Here is a 14,979-nt window from a genome sequence, read left to right on the forward strand (position 1 = left end):
CGGCGCCGCGCGGGGCGCGCCGGGCGCGCGCGTGTCGGCGCGGGGGCGGGCCGCCGCGCGTGGGGTGGGCGGGGCCCCCCCCCCCCCGGGGGCGCCCCCCCCCCCGCGTGCGCGCACGGGGGCGGGCGGGGGCGCGGGGGTCGCGGGCGCGCCGGGGCGGGCGCGCGCGTGTTGCGGAGGTGTTGCGGGTGGGCGTGGCGCACGGCGCGCTCGTAGTAGCGTCGAGGCGCGAAGTCGCGCACGCCGCGCGGCTTTTACCGAACCGGGACGGGGGTCGAGCGTTGGGAAGGGGTGGTGGGTGTGGGACGGGCACGCGTGGCGGCGCGGGTGATCGTGCACCCTGGTGTGGAGGACCTCAGGGTCCAGCAGGTGTTGGAGGCACTCGCGGACCCTGCCCGCAGATCGGTGGTGCGCCGGCTGGCCCACGCGGGTGCCGCGCTGAGCTGCGGCTCCTTTGACCTTCCGGTCTCCCGTTCCACCTCGACGCACCACTTCAACGTGCTGCGCCAGGCCGGACTGCTGCACCAGTACTACGTCGGCACCACCAAGATGAACTCGCTGCGCGCCGAGGAGTTGGAGGGCCGTTTCCCGGGCCTGCTGTCGGCGGTGGTCGCCGCCGCCGATGCCGAGGCCCGCACGGCGCCCTGAGCGGGCCGGCCCGTCCCGCGGCCGGCGGCCGTGGGGCGGGCCGGTTCTGGAAGGCTCGGCCCTGGTGGGGTCAGTGGGGTCAGTTCTGGACGGTGAGGACGATCTTGCCGACCTGGGTGCCGGCCTCCAGGTAGCGGTGGGCCTCGGCGATCCGGTCGAGGCCCTCGAAGACCCGGTCGACGGCGGGGGTGAAGGAGCCGTCGGCGAGCCCGGCGGTGACGAAGGCCTGCGCGCGGCGCAGCCGTTCGTCGTCGCGGGTGATGTCGTGCATGGAGTAGAAGCGGCTGGTGACGGGGGCGAAGGTGTCCTGGCCGGGCAGGGGGGTGTCGCGGGGGTCGAGGCGGCCGTAGACGATCAGGCGGCCGCCGGGGGCGATGGTGCGGGCGAGGGTGAGGACGCCGGGGCCGGCGACGGGGTCGAAGACGGTGCGCACGCCGGTGCCGGCGGTGATGGCGTCCACGCGGGCCACCAGGTCCTCCTCACCGGTGATGATCACGTCGGCGGCGCCGGCGTCCAGGAGTTGCTGCTTCTTGGCGCGGGTGCGGGTGGTGGCGATGGGGACGGCGCCCAGGCGGCGGGCGGTGCGGATGGCGGCCAGGCCGGTGCCGGAGGCGGCGGCGGTGAGCAGGGCGTGGTCGCCGGGGCGCAGGTGGCCGTCCTCGGCGAGGGCGCCGTAGGCGGTCAGGTAGGGCATCCACACGGCCGTGCCCTGGATGTCGGTGAGGCCGGCCGGGTGGTGGACGACGGCGCGGGCGGGCACGAGGGCGTGGGTGCGGTAGACGCCGTAGTCGTTCTGGGAGAAGGCCGGGACGGTGTCGACCCGGTCGCCGGCGGCGAAGCCGGTGACGCCTTCGCCGAGGGCTTCCACGGTGCCGGCGGCCTCGTAGCCGGGGGTGGCGGGCAGTTTGGGCTCGTCGAGGTAGGCGCCGGCGCGGAAGAGGGCCTCGGCGCGGTTGAGGCCGATCGCGCTGACGCGGATGAGCAGTTCGCCGGGGCCGGGCACGGGGACGGCGGCGGCTCGCACGGTCAGGACCTCCGGTCCTCCGGTGCGGTCGAAGACGACGGTCCTGGACATGGCGTAACTCCCCTGCTGCGACGGGCCGGTGGCGGTGCGGTGTGCGGTGCGGCGTGCGGCGTGGCGTGCGGTGCGGCCACTTACGTAACCCGGTGCGCGGGGAACTGTCAAACTTCGACCGGTCTCGGAATAGTGGGCGGTCGGCGGGCGTTGACGGTGAGTTGACCCTGCGTCAGGCCCGGGGCCGCGCGGGCTGCGGGGGCGGGTGGGAACCCGGCATGGCGGCGGGCGGGCGGTGTTCGTATCCTTCGGCGGATGAACGCCTTCGCGCCGCCGCACGAACCGCCGCACGAACCGCCGCACGAACCGTACGGGCCCTCGGGCCGGGACTGGGCCGCCACGCTGCGCTGGGTGGAGCAGGGCCTCCCCCCGGGCCACCGGGTGCGGTCGGTGACGGGCCTGCGCGGCGGCTGGACGTCGCGGATGCGGCGCCTGGACGTCGGCCCGGAGGCAGGCCCGGTCCCGGGCGGGTACGGGCTGGTGCTGCGTTCGTTCGTCAAGCCGTTCTACCTGCGCCACGCGCCCGCCCTGCTGACCCGTGAGGCCGGCGTGCTGCGGCTGCTCGCGGACGGCGGCGTGCCGGCGGCGCGGCTGCACGCCCTGGACGCGGCGGGCGAGTTCTGCGACCACCCGTCGCTGGTGATGTCGCTGCTGCCGGGCGGCGTGCGGGTGGCGCAGGACGGCGACGTGGAGCGCCGCGCGGACCTGCTGGCCGGTCAGCTGGCCGCCGTGCACGCCCTCGCGGTGGCGCCGGGCGAGCGACCCCGCGCCTTCGAGGCGTGGACGGCCCCGGAGCGGGTGCGGGTGCCCGGGGCCACGGCGCGTCCCGGGGTGTGGCGGCGGGCGGTGGACGTGATCCGCCGCGAGGCGCCCGCGTACCGGCCGTGCTTCCTGCACCGCGACTTCCACCCCGGCAACGTGCTGTTCACCGGGCAGGGAGCCGCGCTGGCCGTCAGCGGGGTCGTGGACTGGGTGGAGACCTCCTGGGGCCCGGCCGACCTGGACGTGGCCCACTGCTCCACCGCCCTGGCCCTGCTGCACGGCGTGGACACCGGCCTGGACTTCGCCGCCCGCTACCTGGCGGCCGGCGGCACGCTGGAGGCCGACCCGGGCGCACACCTGTACTGGCGGCTGCTGGACGCGCTGGCGTTCGCCCCGGACGCGGAGAAGGTCGCCGTGCCGTGGCGGGAGCTGGGGCGCGGCGACCTGACGCCGGCCCTGCTGGGCCGGCGCCTGGAGGACTACCTGGAGGCGCTGCTCGACCGGTACGCCTGAGCGCCGCCCGCCGGTCGCTTCCCGGTGGGTGGTTCAGGAGGCCGGTTCAGGAGGCCGGTTCGCCGTCGAGGAAGGCGGCGATCAGGGCGCGGGGGGTGTCGTCGCCGTTGAGGAGCTCGTGCATGTGCACGCCCTCGGAGGCGGCCTCGGCGCTGCGGGGGAACATGGCCCGCTCGTACGCGGCGAGGGCGGCCTCGGTGTCGCCGGGGTGCGCGGCCAGGGCCTGGCCGAGTTCGGCGCCGTCGAGCATGGCGAGGTTGGCGCCCTCGCCGTTGGGGGCGGTGAGGTGGGCGGCGTCGCCCAGCAGGGTCACCCCCGGCACCCGGTCCCACCGGTGGGCGATCGGCAGGGTGTAGTGGGGGCGCAGGACCGGGGCGGTGTCGCCGTCGGTGATCAGCGCGGTGAGTTCCGGTGCCCAGCCGTCGAACTGTGCCGCGATGCGGGCGCGTGCCGCGGCGGGGTCGGCGAAGTCGACGGCGGCGAACCAGTCCTGCGTCCTGGTGAGCATCACGTAGGTGTGCAGGGTGTCGCCGCTCTCCCGGTGGGCGAAGATCTCCGCGCCCGGCGAGGGCGCCATCATCGACCCGCCGCCGACCGCCTTCGCGGCGGCGAGGTGGCGGGTGTCGGCGTCGAACAGGTAGGTCTCGACGGACGACGTGCCGGTGTACTCGGGAGTGGCGGCGGACAGCAGCGGCCGCACCCGTGACCACGCGCCGTCCGCGCCGACCAGCAGGCCCGTGACGGCGGTGGCGCCGTCGGCGAACGCCACCTCGTGGCGGCCGGCGCCCAGGGCGCGGACGCCGGCGGCCTTGCGGCCCCACCGGACGGTGCCGGCCGGGAGCGAGTCGAGCAGCATCTGCCGCAGTTCGGCGCGCTGCACCTCGGGGCGCCCGCCCGTGCCGTCGTCGGCCTTGTCGAGCAGGACGCTCCCGTCCCGGTCGAGGATCCGCATCGCCTGGCGGCCCTCCAGTACGAGGGCCTCGAACTCGTCCATCAGGCCGGCCGCCCGGACGGCGAGCTGCCCGTTGTAGTCGTGGATGTCGAGCATCCCGCCCTGCGCACGCGCCGCCGGCGAGGCCTCCGCCTCGTAGACCGTGGACGCGATGCCGTGCAGGTGCAGCACGCGGGCCAGGGTCAGCCCGCCGAGTCCGGCGCCGATGATCGTGATGTCGGTGGTCATGGTGGTTCCCTGTCTGTCGCACGCCTGCCGGATGGGCACCCGGCCTGTCCCCGGAAAGCTCCCAGGGCCCACCGGCACGCCACTGACAGGCCACCGGCACCCGGCTCACACCCCCGGCATCCGGCCGTCACCGCGCCCGCTGCACGCCGCGGCGCGCGCCCGATCCGCTTCGCAGGAAGGACTCTTGGGCGGCCGCGCCGGATCGGCGGGCCCTTCCTCAATCCGGTCCGGCGCGAGGGTTCGCCGTCCCCGTCCCCTGCTGAACAACACCCCGTGTGGGACGGCGGCAGGCATGGACCGTCGCGATGAGAGACGTCCGCGCCCCGGTCCGAGCCTTAGCGATCGTCCCTGGAACGGACGGCGTTGCCCGGGCTGTCGAGCCAGTACCGGTGCTCGCCCTGGGGCGTCACGGTCAGCCCGAACCGCTCTGGCCCGGGTTCACCGTGGCCGATCCACCAGGCGCGCGCCCGTGCCACTTCGTCCCACAGCCGCCGCTCGCCGTACTGCCACACGGTGTAGCCGCTCGACCCGTCGTCCGCCCGATCGACGGCCGCCCACGACGTGGCGTCGGTGGTGGCGAGCCAGAGCCGGCGGGCGACGCCGTCCACGTCGGGGTCGTCGTCCCACGCCGTCCAGACGTTACCGAGGTGCACGCCGATGGTGAACGCGAGGTCCCACCGGTCTTCCGCGATCCCGTGCGCGGGCAGCTCGGTGTGCGACTCGTCCGGCACGTGCTCGTCGCGGACCACGTCCCGATAGATCCGCAGGTCCGTTCGCTGGTTCCGCGCGAGCATGAACGCGCTGTAGGGACTGAAACGGCCCTCGGCGCTGCCGTCCTCGGCGACCGACAGCCTCAGCAGGCCCCAGCAGACCCACGGGTTGTCCCACGGCGTGAGGATCAGCCCGCCGGGCCTGGTCTGGCGGACCAGCGCCTCGGGGACGCCCTGCAGGGCGCAGGTCACCGAGACACGGTCGTACGGGGCCCGCAGGCCCCACCCTCGGGTGCCGTCGCCGCAGACCACTTCGGGGCTGAAACCGGCGTTCGCCAGACTGGTCCGGGCTCGCGTCGCGACCTGCGCGTCCACCTCGACGGAGACGACGTTCGGCGAACCGAGCCGGTGGCTCAGGTAGGCGGCCGTCAGCCCCGTGCCGGTGCCGATCTCCAGCACGGTCATGCCGTCCCGCAGATCGAGCATTTCGAGCATGCGGAACACGATGGACGGGGCCGATGCCGAGGACGACGGCCATGGGTCTGCGTCCGGGTCCTTCCCGTCGTTGACCTGCGTGACGACCGGTACGTCGGCGTAGGCGGCCTTGTTCCAGCCCTCCGGATCGGATGCGCGGTCGCACGGCGTGTAGCCGCCGTTCCCGTCGTCCAGCCACACCCGGTCGGCGAGGAACCAGGACCGGGGCGCCGCTTCGGCGGCTGCCGCCCATTCCGGGGCCACGTCGCGGCCGAGCTCCTTGCCGACGGCCGAGAGCAGGCCGCGAACGGCGGCCTGCTCCGGCTGACCCTCGTGCTCAGGCAATTACTTCCCCTTGCCGTGCTTGTTGTCGCCCTTGCTGCCCTGCGTGTCGGGGCTCGGGGCCGACTTGCCCGGGTCCTTGTTCCCCGCGTGCTTGCCCTGTCCGCCGTCGTTGCGGCCCGATCCGCCGCCGCTGCTCCCACCCTTGCCGGTTCCCCAACCCATGGCCGGGCTCCTTCGCGTCGTCCCGGGCTCCGCACTCGACCCGGATGCTTCCTGCGCCGTCTGCTGTGACCGGCACAGGCCACGCTACGGACGGCGAGGCACCGGACTCTACGAACTTGCACGAGCTTGCACTTCAATCACCCTGGCGAGTACCCGTATTGACGCCGTATCCGCTGCTCGGCAAAGCTTGTGCGAGCCCGAGAAAGCACCTGGACCAGGGAGCCGACCATGGCCGTGGAGTTCGTTGGCATCGATCCCGACACCGATCGGGACCACTGCCCCACCGTGTGGGTGGACCCGCAGGCTCAGGAGATCCTGTTGCAGGGGTGGAATGCGAGCCCCGAGACTCAGGCGCAGTGCGAGGCGAGCAGCCCCGCGAACGGTCCGGTACCCGACAGTGAGACCATCGTCAGGATTCCGGCCCGGATGGTGCCCATGATCAGGGAGGCCTGTGATGCCGTCGAGCGTGCCCGACTTCGCTGAGCTGCTCGGGCGGTGCCGGCGGTCCGCCGTCCATCTGGAGCTGCGGGACTCCTACGCCCCGACGGAGCGGTTCGAGGCATGGCGGCGCGGCGAGCGGATCGACTGGGAGGACCGCGGGTCCTGGTGGCATCCCTATGACCAGTTGATCACGGACACGGTGGCCCGGGGCGTGGCCGTGCGCCGGGCCCGGGTCGTCTCCGAGCCCGTGTCCGCGTACATCCGGTGGGAGCACTACGTCACCCACGCCAACGTCACGGCGGGCGAGGAGGTCCGCTGGCTGCCCCGGCGACGGGCCACGGGCATCCCCCTGCCGGGCAACGACTTCTGGCTGTTCGACGACGCGCTGCTCCGGGTGCACCACTTCTCCGGCGACGGCGCGGTGGTCGAGGACGAGATCACCGAGGACCCGCAGACCGTCAAGCTGTGCGCCACCGCGTTCGAAGCGGTCTGGGAGCGAGCGGTCCCGCACCACCTGTACGGAATCTGACGAAGGCCGGCTCCGTGCCCGCGCACCCCTCTGCGAGCGTCCAGCAGGCCCGCGAAGTCCTGGCCGCCCGGCTGCGCGAGATCCGCAAGGACGCAGAGATCAGCGGGCGGGAGCTGGCCATCAGGTGCGGCTGGTCGGAGTCGAAGTCGTCCCGGATCGAGAACGCCAGGACGCCCCCCTCCGACGCGGACATCAGGGCGTGGTGCCGGGCCTGTGACGCCGGCGATCAGATCCCCGACCTGATCGCCGCCAACAGGCAGTCCACCGACGCCCACGTGCAGTGGAGACGGCTCCAGCGAAGCGGGCTGCGCCGTCTGCAGGAGTCCACCGGGGACCTGTACCGACAGACCAAGGTGTTCCGGACCTACGTCTCCGACGTGATCCCCGGGTTCCTCCAAACACCTGGATACGCCGCCGCCCTGCTGGCGTCCATCGCGGACTTCCGGGGAATCCCGAACGACGTGAGTGACGCCGTGGCGGCCCGCATGAAGCGCAACGCGGTGCTGAACAACGGCGCACGCCGGTTCTCCTTCGTCCTGGAGGAGTCCGTGCTGCGGTACCGCGTGTGCAGCGCCGAGGCCATGGCCGCGCAGCTCGACCACCTGCTCGGCGCCATGGATCTCCCGAACGTCGCCCTGGGCATCGTCCCGTTCGCGGCACAACGGGACGTGTGGCCCATGCCGACCTTCACGGTCTTCGACGACAGCAGGGTCCACGCGGACACGCTGGATGCCGCTTCCACGCTTACGCAGCCCAGCCAGGTCGGCCTGTACGCCCGGGCCTTCGACCGCCTCTCACAGGGGGCGGTACGGGGCGCGGCAGCGCGCTCACTCGTGGCGGACGCCCTGGCCTGCCTGGACTGACACGGGAGCCGTCAGACGGTGGCGGGCGGTGCGTCCTGCGCCTGCGGCGCCAGCACGGCCGGCGCGGTGGGGATGGGGGCACCGGGGCCCAGACGGCGGCGGAGCAGGACGGCGGCCAGGGCGGCGAGGGCGAAGCCCGCTCCGGCCCAGGGCAGGTGGCGGGCGCCGGCGGTGGAGACGACGAGGCCGCCCGCCGCGCTGCCGGCGGTGATGCCCAGGTTGGAGAAGGAGATGAACAGGCTGTTGCCGAACTCGGGTGCGTCCTGGGCGTCGCGGGCCAGCCAGCTCTGGCTGACGACGAGTCCGCCGGAGTGCACCGCGCCCCAGAGCAGGACGCCGGCGAGCATCGGCGCGGGCCAGGGGCCGATCGCGTAGAGCAGGGCGTAGAGGAGGACGTAGAGGGCGGGGAAGGCGGTGACGGTGCGCAGCAGGTCGCGTTCCAGGAGGCGGCCGAAGAGGAGGTTGCCGAGGACCATGACGATCCCGAAGGCCATCAGCGCGGCGCCCACCAGGGAGGCGCTCAGGCCGGTGACGCGTTCCAGGTATTCGGCGAAGTAGCCGTAGACGGAGAACATCGCGGCGAACACGCACACGACGGCGAGGACCGACAGCCACAGCCGGCCCCGGCGCAGGATGGCCAGCTGGCCCCGGTAGGAGGGGCGCCGGCCGGCGGGCGCTGCGGGCGCTGCGGGGGTGGTGGGGGTGGTGGGCGCTGCGGGGGTGGAGGGCAGGAGGAGCAGGACGCCCAGGCAGGCCAGCAGGTTGACGCCGGCGCCGAACCAGAACGCGGCGGCCAGGCCCGCGTGTTCGGCGAGGTAGGAGGTGAGCGGCACGCCGAAGGCGAAGCCGAGGGTGACGCCGGCGAAGACGGTGGTGGCCGCCCGGGTGGCGCGGTGTGCGGGGACCAGGTTGGCGGCGGTGGTGAGGGCGACGGCGAAGAAGACGGGGTGGAAGAGCGCGGGCAGGATCCGGAAGGCGAACATCACGGCGAAGTCGTCGGTGAGCGCGTACACGGCGTTGGAGAGCGCGAAGACGGCCAGGGCGCCCGCCAGGACGGCCTTGCGGCGCAGGCCGGAGGCCAGCAGGGTGCCGAACGGCCCGGTGGCGGCGACCACGAGAGCGAAGACGCCCACCAGCCAGCCGGCGGCGGAGGGTGTGACGCCGAGGTCCTCGGAGATGCGGGGCAGGACGCCGACGACGCCCATCTCGGTGGTGATGATCCCGAACACTCCCAGGGAGAGCGTCAGGACGGCGGGGCCGGTCTTTGCCATGTGCTGCCTCCGTCCGCCCGGCGCGCGGGGTGTGCGGGCGCACGGCACCCGCCCCCCCACGCACAGGGCTACAAATCTAGATAGTTAGATGGAATGGGGCGAAAAGGAAGGGCGCAGCCCGGGCCGCCCCGGCGGGGGCGGTGGGGTGCGCCCCTGAGGGGGCGGAGCGTCAGAGTTCGTCGCGGGCGTAGGCGGCGAACGCGGCGATCGTCTCCTCGTCGCGGCGGTAGAAGGTCCACTTGCCGACACGTTCGGACACCAGCAGTCCGGCGTCGCGCAGGATCTGCAGGTAGCCGGAGACCACGGACTGGGCGAGCCCGGACTTCTCCCGGATGTCCGTCACGCACACGCCGATGTGGAAGCCCACGCCGCGTTCGCGGTAGTAGTCCTCGTCGAAGTAGCGCTCGGGCGTCTTGAGCCAGCGCAGGAAGTCCGCCCGCGCCGGGTTGGCGAGCGCCTTGTGAACGGCCAGCGGATCCACCGCGCGCACCCCCTTCGCCCGACCCTCGACCAGATGACGTATCCAATATTCTAGATGTGAAGAAGCGTGTCAACCCGGGCCGGGCGGGCCGACGCGGGCCTGCCCGCCTGCGCCTAGGATCGGTGCGGTGCACCGGAGGAATCTGACAGCGGCCGACGGCGAATCCTGGGGCGGCCTGGGCCTGGAGCTCCCCCCTGCCACCGAACCGGGGCTGCGGCCGCGGACGGCGAACGGGAACCTGATCGTCCTGTCGCAGGGTCCGCGGGTGGTGCTCACCGGCAGGATCGACGACGACCGGTGCGGCGTCGAGTACTCCCGCACGGACCACTACCGCTCCCCCATCACCCCCCTGCGGGCCGCCGAGGCACGCGCGATCGCCGAGGCGTGCTCGGCCGCCGGGCCGGGAGGGCCGTCCTGGTACGCCCGCTGGGCGCACCGCTTCGCCGGCGCCCTGCACGCCCGCGCCGCCGGCCCGCTCCACGAGGGGCGGTGGGTGCTCTCCCCGCGGCTCGCCCGCGAGGGGATGGCACCGGCCGCAGGCGGGCCGGGCGGCCAGTGGCGTTCCCTGCTGCTCGACGGCCATCCCGACGGCTACATCGACTGGTTCGACGGCTCGTGGCGGGTCATGCCGCTGCGCCGGATGCCGCCACCCGACGACCCCCGGGTGAAGGCCTGCCGCAAGCAGGCCCGGGAGGGCATCCTGGCGCCCGTCCTGCTCTGGTGGTTCAGCGGGCTCAACTGCCATGTGGTCCTGGACGGCCACGCCCGCCTCGGCGCCGCCATCGCCGAGAACCGCGAGCCGGCGGCACTGGTCCTGTCCCGCGCACCGTCCCGGGAGCAGACCGGGGCCCGGACGGACAGAGCCCTGTCGACCTACCGCCTCACCATGTCCCTCCTGGACGGTCCGCATCCGGTGACGGACCGCCAGGGCCTGGCCGGGGCGGCGGGCCGCCTGCTCGCCGCCCAGCTGCACAGCCTCAAGGCCGACTACGCGCCCACCCGCGCATGGCCGTTGCCGTGAGGCCCACCCGCCCGGCCCCGGCCGGTGCCGTGAGCCGCCGAAACGACGTGGCGCCCGGGCACCACCCTGCCGCAGGATCGGCCCCGTGGAAACAGTGATGCAGTGGGTCCGCACGTCATGGACCGGACAGTCCCGGGGCGGACCCGAAGCCGCCCGGCGCAACGCGGCCCCGACCGCCTTTGCGCTGCCGCCCGGCTCACCGCCCCTCGTCCACGAGGTCCGGATGCACGAGGCCGACGGCTTCCGGCCCCGCTCCCTGACGCACGAGAGCACACCCGGCTCCCGCACGGACACCGGCGTGCTCCTCCAGGAGGCCGGCCACCTGCTGCGGGTCCAGCTCGTCGCGACGCCCTTCGGCATGCCGCGCCGACGGCGCCGCCCCCCGGCAGTGCGCCTGGCCCGCGGGCAATGGCTGCGCTGGCAGATCAACTACCGCTTCGCCCACGCACACGACGGCGCGTGGACCTACCGGCTCGACACGCTCAACATCGCCCACGGCCCGGCACCTGCCGACCTCTTCCTGGGCACCCCCACCCTGCGCGTCAGCGAACTCGCCGCCCTGCGCTGACCGCACGCCGCCCGACGCGGGGCCGCGATCCTGCGCGCACCGGCTCCGCGCGGCACCGGCCGTTCCCGCCAGGGGCCTTGGCTGACTCGCGGCGCAGGCGCGGCGCTAGGCTGTGGCGGTGACCTCGCTGCCGGAAGACCTCTCGCCCCTGGCCGGCGACGACGACCGCGACACGGCCGTGCAACGCCTGCAAGAGGCGTACAGCCAAGGGCGCATCTCCCACGAGGAGATGGACGAACGCCTCGACCAGGCGCTCACCGCCAGGACGCAGGGCGCACTCGCGCGGTCCCTGGCCTCGCTCCCCGAACCGGGCGCGGGCACCGAGACGACGATCGGCGCCGCCACGGGACGCATCCGGCGCAGCGGCGCCTGGCGGGTGCCCCGGACCCTCAAGGTCGCCTCCGCGCTCGGCAGGGTGCACCTGGACCTGTCCCGGGCGGTCTTCGAGCACCCGGTCGTCGACATCGAACTGCAACTCGGCACCGGCGGCGCCAGGATCACGGTGCCCCACGACGCGGTCGTCGACATCGAGGGCATGCACGCCGGCTGGAAGGAGGCCCGCTACAAGCCCCCGCGGCACCCCACCCCCGGCGGCCCCACGATCCGGATCTCCGGGACCACCGGGTTCGGACGGCTGAAGGTCCGCCACGCTCGGCGCTGAGACCGCCCGGGCCGGGCTACTGTTGCAACTCTCTTTTATCGGTGCATGATTGACGATTCGTCACATTCTGTGACGGTCGCCCCCGGTGGTGGACAACCTCTCCGCCCACAAGGGCGCCAAGATCCGCCAGTGGGCCCAGAACCCCGACGTCCTGGCCGCCCAACGCCGTGAACGCGCACGCATCCGCGGCGAGAAGGGCCTCCGCCGGGGCGGACGCCCCCTCGCAAGCGCGGCAGCCCAACCGTGGACGGATGAACTCTCCTGTCGCGGCCGTAGCATCGCCGGATGCGCTACATCGACAACCGAGACGTCAACGAGGCCGTGACCGAGATGATGCGGGTACTTGGCCCGCACGACGCGGAGGACTGGTCGGTACCGGCAGGTCCGCTGGAATGGAGCTGCTGGACGACGGCCGCCCACATCGCCCATGACCTGCTGGCCTACGCCGGGCAGATCACCGCACGCCCGACGGACGCCTACCTGCCCTTCGACCTCGCCGTCCGCCCGGACAGCTCCCCACGCGAGGTGCTCCAGGTGGTCACCGCCTGCGCAGGGCTACTCGGCAGTGCCCTGGCCACGGCCAGCCCGGAGGCGCGGGCCTGGCACTGGGGTCCTTGCGACCCGTCAGGCTTTGCGGCAATGGGTGTCGCCGAGGTGCTCCTGCACACCCACGACATCACCCAGGGGCTGGGCGTGCCATGGCTGCCCCCGGCACCGCTCTGCGCGGCGGTACTCCACCGGCTCTTCCCCGAAGCTCCACCCGGCGACCCGGCCCATGTCCTCCTCTGGTGCACCGGCCGGGGCGATCTGGAAGACCGCCCCCGCCGCACCTCATGGATCTGGCGCGCGGCAGTGGCCGAGTGATCAGGCCTCTCGCAGGAAGACTGAGAGGCGCCCCCGTACACGGCGAACGGTCCCGGTCGCAGCACAACTAGCGCGAGGGCGCCTGGCGGGCGGCGCGGTCGGCGACGGCCCGCAGCAGGGCCTCGGCACTGCCCGGGGTGGCCGCCCAGCGCCGTATCTCGGCGTACGCGGCGCGGCGCCCCGGACTCAACGCCCGCACGGGCAGGGAGAACTGGCCGCGCAGGCACCACCACCTCACGACCCGGGCGCAGCTGCGCCTCACGTCGGGTCCGGGAGCTCGTCGATGCCGTCGGAGCCGGCGGGGCTTTCGGCGGGGCGCAGGTGGATGGGGTGGGCGTGGATGCCGACGAAGGCGATCGTGCGCAGCGCGCCGAAGTCGGTCAGCCGGCGGGAGATGAGGGCGGTGGATTCGGGGGCGAACAGGTCGGCGAGGTAGGCGGCGTGGTCGTCGTCGAGGGGAAGGCGGGCCAGGTCGGTGCGCACGGCCGCCAGGGCGTCGGCGAGCCGGGCGAAGGTGGCGGTCTCGGTGACGCCGGCGATCTCGACGGTGACCGGGTGCGGGTAGTCGCGGGGCGGGATGGTGGTCACGCGGCGGCGCCGCTCTGGGGTCCGAGGACCGCCCACACCGCTTTGCCGACCCCGCCCGCGCACGGTCGGCAGCCCCACTGGAGGGCGAGTTCGGACACCAGCCACAGCCCCCGCCCGCATTCCTCGTCCCCGTTGACGCGGCGCAGCACGGGCTGCCGGGAGTCGGCGTCGTGGACCTCGATCCGCAGGTCGTCGGCCGAGAGGGCGAAGCGCACGAACAGCAGCCGGTCGGACGGGGTGCGGGCGTGCTGGACGGCGTTGGTGACGAGTTCGCCGAGCACCAACCCGGAGTAGTCGGAGAACAGTTCGCCCCCCTGGTGGTCGGAGAGGAAGTCGCGCAGCAGCCCCCGCGCGGTGGGCACGGACTTCTGGTGGCGCGACAGCCAGCAGGAGTACTCCCCCGCGACGGGGGGCGGGATCTTCAGCGTTTCGGACATGGCGACGCCTCCTCGGCGGCGGAGCGGGAAAGCGTGATCCGGGCACGTGAGGCAAGGCCCGAGGACCGTCGGCGGGCATGGGGATGCCCGGGTGACGATCCATCAAGATCACGCTGTGTCTTTCATGGACTACTCCCTGTAGCATGCCACTGCGCCAATGCTGTCTGCAACAAGAACGACTGCAACCGTGCAGATTTGCGAGGCGCGTGGCCCCGACGGTCCGTCACGGGGCAGACTGGGCAGTTCAAGGGAGGAATCGCGCATGACCGACGAACCGAGGCCGACCGTCCGCGGCCGCCGCCTGGGGTCGGAGCTCCGTCGGCTCCGGGAATCAGCGAACAGGACCACCGAGGACGCCGCATCCGCGCTCGCATGCTCGCGCGCGAAGATCAGCCGGATAGAGACCGGCGCGGTCGGGATCCGCCGACTGGACCTCGGCGTCCTGATGGACCTGTACGGCGTCACGGAGCCGAGGGACCGCGATTCCCTTGAGACGCTGGCCCGCGACAGCAAGAAGCGCGGCTGGTGGCACGACCACGGCGATACGATCCCGCCCGCCTATGTGGACTTCCTCGATCTGGAAGCAGACGCTCGCTACATCCGGAACTGGCAGCCACTGGTCCTGCCAGGCCTGTTGCAGACCGAGGACTACACCCGCGCTCTGCTTCAGGCCAACCCGGCTGTTGTCCGCCCGGAACGCATCGACCAGTTGGTCAGGCTCCGGATGGAACGCAAGGAGGTTCTGACCAAGCCCGATCCGGCCCGACTCTGCGCGATCATCTGGGAGCCGGCCCTCCGATGCCCGGTGGGCGGCACCGATGCACACCGCGCGCAACTGGGCTACCTCGTCGAAGCGGCGCAACTCCCCAACGTCACCTTGCAAGTGGTTCCGCTCGACATCGGTCCGACCGCTGGCGCCTGCGGGGCATTCGTGATGTACGGATTCACTGGCTCCCCTACCTCGGGAGCAGTGTTTCTGGAGAATCTGACGAGCAGCCATTACCTGGAACGAGAGGCAGAACTCGACGGCTACGGGCTCGTCTTCGAGGACCTGCGATCGTCAGCCCTGAACCCCGCCCAGTCGCTGGATATGATCACCGCAATCGCGGCAGAGACAGCGAGTTAAGAGATCAGACAAGAGGGTGAGCGCATGACCAAGCCGAAGATCTCCGCTCGGGGCTGGTACAAGAGCAGCTACAGCGCACAGGCGAACGAGTGCGTCGAGGCGGGGAACGTCGTCGCTGGCGGCATGGCCGTCCGCGACTCGAAGGACCCCAGCGGCCCGGCCTTGGTCTTCCCGGCCGACGCCTGGTCCGCTTTCCTCACCGGGGTCAAGGCCGGCGACTTCCCCACGGCCTGACCCGCCAGCCACCCCCGTCGCAGCCC

The 14,979-nt window shown here is 73.1% G+C and carries 20 protein-coding genes and 1 pseudogene; 12 read left to right on the plus strand and 9 right to left on the minus strand.

All coding sequences use genetic code 11. The features are described 5' to 3' along the window. Positions 1–300: 300 nt before the first annotated feature. A complete protein-coding gene (locus ACFV6I_RS27905; protein ID WP_063352990.1) occupies positions 301–648 on the plus strand; it encodes a helix-turn-helix transcriptional regulator in 348 nt (115 codons plus the stop codon). A gap of 79 nt (positions 649–727) precedes the next feature. Here ACFV6I_RS27905 and ACFV6I_RS27910 read toward each other — a convergent pair whose 3' ends face one another. After that, positions 728–1,723 carry a zinc-dependent alcohol dehydrogenase family protein gene (locus ACFV6I_RS27910; protein ID WP_380339270.1) on the minus strand — a complete coding sequence of 332 codons (996 nt, stop codon included), beginning with the start codon at positions 1,721–1,723 and terminating at the stop codon, positions 728–730. A gap of 255 nt (positions 1,724–1,978) precedes the next feature. Between ACFV6I_RS27910 and ACFV6I_RS27915 the strand changes: the two genes are divergently transcribed. After that, positions 1,979–2,998 carry a phosphotransferase family protein gene (locus ACFV6I_RS27915; RefSeq protein WP_380339273.1) on the plus strand — a complete coding sequence of 340 codons (1,020 nt, stop codon included), beginning with the start codon at positions 1,979–1,981 and terminating at the stop codon, positions 2,996–2,998. Positions 2,999–3,044: 46 nt separating this feature from the next. Here ACFV6I_RS27915 and ACFV6I_RS27920 read toward each other — a convergent pair whose 3' ends face one another. The 3 genes from ACFV6I_RS27920 to ACFV6I_RS27930 all read right to left on the minus strand — a co-directional run bounded on the left by ACFV6I_RS27920 (position 3,045) and on the right by ACFV6I_RS27930 (position 5,869). After that, on the minus strand, positions 3,045–4,178 hold the full coding sequence (locus ACFV6I_RS27920; RefSeq protein ID WP_380339276.1) for an FAD-dependent oxidoreductase: 1,134 nt from the start codon (positions 4,176–4,178) through the stop codon (positions 3,045–3,047). A gap of 335 nt (positions 4,179–4,513) precedes the next feature. Beyond that, complete coding sequence (locus ACFV6I_RS27925; RefSeq protein WP_380339279.1) at positions 4,514–5,707, minus strand: methyltransferase domain-containing protein; 1,194 nt, start codon at positions 5,705–5,707, stop codon at positions 4,514–4,516. Continuing rightward, positions 5,708–5,869 (minus strand): hypothetical protein, encoded by a 162-nt coding sequence (locus ACFV6I_RS27930; RefSeq protein ID WP_350886069.1) that lies wholly within the window; start codon positions 5,867–5,869, stop codon positions 5,708–5,710. It lies immediately after the preceding gene. A 228-nt stretch (positions 5,870–6,097) separates the two neighbouring features. On the opposite strand from ACFV6I_RS27930, the gene ACFV6I_RS27935 reads away from it, so the two are divergent. The 3 genes from ACFV6I_RS27935 to ACFV6I_RS27945 are packed head-to-tail and all read left to right on the plus strand — an operon-like array spanning position 6,098 to position 7,702. Beyond that, entirely contained in the window at positions 6,098–6,352 is a 255-nt protein-coding gene (locus ACFV6I_RS27935) for a hypothetical protein (RefSeq protein WP_380339282.1), read from the plus strand. Next, on the plus strand, positions 6,324–6,839 hold the full coding sequence (locus ACFV6I_RS27940) for a DUF6879 family protein (RefSeq protein WP_380339285.1): 516 nt from the start codon (positions 6,324–6,326) through the stop codon (positions 6,837–6,839). The genes ACFV6I_RS27935 and ACFV6I_RS27940 overlap by 29 nt, the downstream gene beginning before the upstream one ends. Before the next feature lie 14 nt (positions 6,840–6,853). Next, positions 6,854–7,702, plus strand: a complete 849-nt coding sequence (locus ACFV6I_RS27945) for a helix-turn-helix domain-containing protein (protein ID WP_380339288.1) — start codon at positions 6,854–6,856, stop codon at positions 7,700–7,702. 11 nt (positions 7,703–7,713) lie between these two features. Here the strand turns inward: ACFV6I_RS27945 and ACFV6I_RS27950 are convergent, their stop codons facing one another. After that, complete coding sequence (locus ACFV6I_RS27950) at positions 7,714–8,973, minus strand: MFS transporter (protein ID WP_380428277.1); 1,260 nt, start codon at positions 8,971–8,973, stop codon at positions 7,714–7,716. 169 nt (positions 8,974–9,142) lie between these two features. After that, positions 9,143–9,454, minus strand: a complete 312-nt coding sequence (locus ACFV6I_RS27955; RefSeq protein ID WP_063352995.1) for a helix-turn-helix transcriptional regulator — start codon at positions 9,452–9,454, stop codon at positions 9,143–9,145. Between the two features lie 127 nt (positions 9,455–9,581). On the opposite strand from ACFV6I_RS27955, the gene ACFV6I_RS27960 reads away from it, so the two are divergent. From ACFV6I_RS27960 to ACFV6I_RS27980, 5 genes and pseudogenes are all read left to right on the plus strand, one after another. Next, positions 9,582–10,475 (plus strand): hypothetical protein, encoded by an 894-nt coding sequence (locus ACFV6I_RS27960; RefSeq protein ID WP_380339294.1) that lies wholly within the window; start codon positions 9,582–9,584, stop codon positions 10,473–10,475. A gap of 85 nt (positions 10,476–10,560) precedes the next feature. Then, positions 10,561–11,043: a hypothetical protein gene (locus tag ACFV6I_RS27965; protein ID WP_380339297.1), complete on the plus strand. Its 483-nt coding sequence runs from the start codon at positions 10,561–10,563 to the stop codon at positions 11,041–11,043. Between the two features lie 118 nt (positions 11,044–11,161). Further along, on the plus strand, positions 11,162–11,704 hold the full coding sequence (locus tag ACFV6I_RS27970) for a DUF1707 domain-containing protein (protein WP_380339300.1): 543 nt from the start codon (positions 11,162–11,164) through the stop codon (positions 11,702–11,704). 133 nt (positions 11,705–11,837) lie between these two features. Next, positions 11,838–11,921 (plus strand): annotated as a pseudogene (locus ACFV6I_RS27975) (IS630 family transposase); the annotation flags it as partial. A 68-nt stretch (positions 11,922–11,989) separates the two neighbouring features. Continuing rightward, the gene (locus tag ACFV6I_RS27980; RefSeq protein WP_380339303.1) at positions 11,990–12,568 is read left to right on the plus strand and encodes a maleylpyruvate isomerase N-terminal domain-containing protein; all 579 of its coding nucleotides are present in this window, start codon (positions 11,990–11,992) and stop codon (positions 12,566–12,568) included. A gap of 67 nt (positions 12,569–12,635) precedes the next feature. Here ACFV6I_RS27980 and ACFV6I_RS27985 read toward each other — a convergent pair whose 3' ends face one another. The 3 genes from ACFV6I_RS27985 to ACFV6I_RS27995 are packed head-to-tail and all read right to left on the minus strand — an operon-like array spanning position 12,636 to position 13,593. Beyond that, positions 12,636–12,830, minus strand: a complete 195-nt coding sequence (locus ACFV6I_RS27985) for a hypothetical protein (protein WP_380339306.1) — start codon at positions 12,828–12,830, stop codon at positions 12,636–12,638. After that, a complete protein-coding gene (locus tag ACFV6I_RS27990; RefSeq protein WP_380339309.1) occupies positions 12,827–13,156 on the minus strand; it encodes a hypothetical protein in 330 nt (109 codons plus the stop codon). Before ACFV6I_RS27990 ends, ACFV6I_RS27985 begins: the two co-directional genes overlap by 4 nt. Further along, positions 13,153–13,593, minus strand: a complete 441-nt coding sequence (locus tag ACFV6I_RS27995) for an ATP-binding protein (RefSeq protein WP_079136664.1) — start codon at positions 13,591–13,593, stop codon at positions 13,153–13,155. The genes ACFV6I_RS27990 and ACFV6I_RS27995 overlap by 4 nt, the downstream gene beginning before the upstream one ends. A gap of 262 nt (positions 13,594–13,855) precedes the next feature. On the opposite strand from ACFV6I_RS27995, the gene ACFV6I_RS28000 reads away from it, so the two are divergent. Together ACFV6I_RS28000 and ACFV6I_RS28005 are read left to right on the plus strand one after the other, a co-directional pair. Next, on the plus strand, positions 13,856–14,719 hold the full coding sequence (locus tag ACFV6I_RS28000) for a helix-turn-helix domain-containing protein (RefSeq protein WP_380339312.1): 864 nt from the start codon (positions 13,856–13,858) through the stop codon (positions 14,717–14,719). A 24-nt stretch (positions 14,720–14,743) separates the two neighbouring features. After that, a complete protein-coding gene (locus ACFV6I_RS28005) occupies positions 14,744–14,953 on the plus strand; it encodes a DUF397 domain-containing protein (RefSeq protein ID WP_063353001.1) in 210 nt (69 codons plus the stop codon). The last annotated feature ends 26 nt before the right edge of the window (positions 14,954–14,979 follow it).

Source organism: Kitasatospora sp. NPDC059803 (assembly GCF_042732255.1).
In the GTDB taxonomy this organism is placed as follows: Bacteria; Actinomycetota; Actinomycetes; order Streptomycetales; family Streptomycetaceae; genus Kitasatospora.